This window comes from Paenibacillus barengoltzii NBRC 101215 (genome assembly GCF_004000745.1).
Taxonomy (GTDB): domain Bacteria; phylum Bacillota; class Bacilli; order Paenibacillales; family Paenibacillaceae; genus Fontibacillus; species Fontibacillus barengoltzii.
The window spans coordinates 1-1,435 of the sequence record NZ_BILV01000150.1 but is presented as its reverse complement, the minus strand read 5'-3'; the positions used below and the strand labels follow the sequence as shown (position 1 = coordinate 1,435).

General features: G+C 40.1%; 1 protein-coding gene. It reads right to left on the bottom strand.

The genetic code is table 11. The features are described from left to right. Positions 1-486: 486 nt before the first annotated feature. The coding region (locus tag PBA01S_RS22555) for a polymorphic toxin-type HINT domain-containing protein (RefSeq protein WP_255315427.1) at positions 487-1,435 on the bottom strand (949 nt) is incomplete at its 5' end.

Below are 1,435 nucleotides of genomic sequence, written 5' to 3'. Positions count from 1 at the left end.
TTTTAAGTCAACAAAAGGTCATGCATGGTGTCATCTGGCCATAATCGACCTGTTCAACTTTACCTTTTCATTAAATCTCACGTACAAACATATTAGAGGAATATCATACGGAGGAGATGAAGGTTAGGTTCCTTCAAAGTGTACCACTCGATTCATTCTGCACTGGGTGGGGGTAAAAGAAAGACCTTGAGGATCGCCACCCTCAAGGTCAAAGTAAATTTTATTTCTTATTTTAGTTGTTCAGCAGGATTCCAATTTTTTGGTGGCTTCCTACTCTTAGAAAACCATGGACAACCATCCTTTATCCACTTATCTAGCCACAGTTTAAAAGCCTCTTCCTTGTTGCTGTACCCATCATCATCAAAACCATAATGGAATCCACAGCATGGACATATCTCGTCAGAAGGTACACCTCTATTATCATACGGTGGTTCATATAGTTCCTGATAGTTGCACACTAAGCAAACTCGATTCATGTAATCCTCCTCATTTTCCGGGCTGGTCATCCCAATAAGCTCGTCCTCTTGTTGGCTTATAAAATGTTTTTGATGTTCCATCAGCATTGTAAGAACCGAAAGTATTTGTTTTTGGGTCATAAACTCTAATTGTACCGTCAGTATCTACCTTTACTTCGTATTTATTTCTATTCTTAAAGAAATCATTAGCCATTTGCGCATACTCAGTAGAATTCTTCGCCCCAAAGTCAGAGCCATGTCGGTCAAAATGGTCTTGTAATGTATTTTTATTCCCCCACTGATACGGTCCACATGCATTATGCGTCCAAATACCAAGGTTAGATACAAAGTAGGTATGGAAGTCCTTCACCTTAAAGTTGTAGACTGTAACATGTTCCTGCTTAACCTCAATCTTTTCTATTGCTAATTTAATACCATCTGAGGTTGTCAGAACATCGCCCACCGCAAGATGCTGTGCTTCCACCCATCCTTTGCCGACAATCCAAAACGGATGCTCATCAGTTGTTGTTATGACTTCGCCACCAACAGTAATATTATACGTTTCCTCAACATCACGTTGGAAGAGCCACTCGACTTCCTTGTAAGCCATCTCGCCTGTTTCATCGTCTTTGGCTAGAACTTTGTCACCTACCTCGATTTCCTCGATAGGTTTCTCCCCTTCGTCTGTAAGAACCTTAGTTCCACTTGTAAAGCAGTTACATGCTTTCTTTGCTTTTTTAGTGTATTTAATAACTTCCTTACCTGAGTCTATTGCCTTATCTGTCTTTTTGACAACTTTATATGCCTTGAAAACCGGAATAATCTGAATAAGTGTCCCAGCTTTTTCGAGACCACTTGCATCTTTGCTCATTAAAGTTTTGGCATCGTCCAGATAAACCACTTCAAAGGCCTTTTGCCCTCCCTTGAACTGTGCGTCAAGGTTTGTTTTACAATTTTCCATGTCTACTGCACAAGTTAAC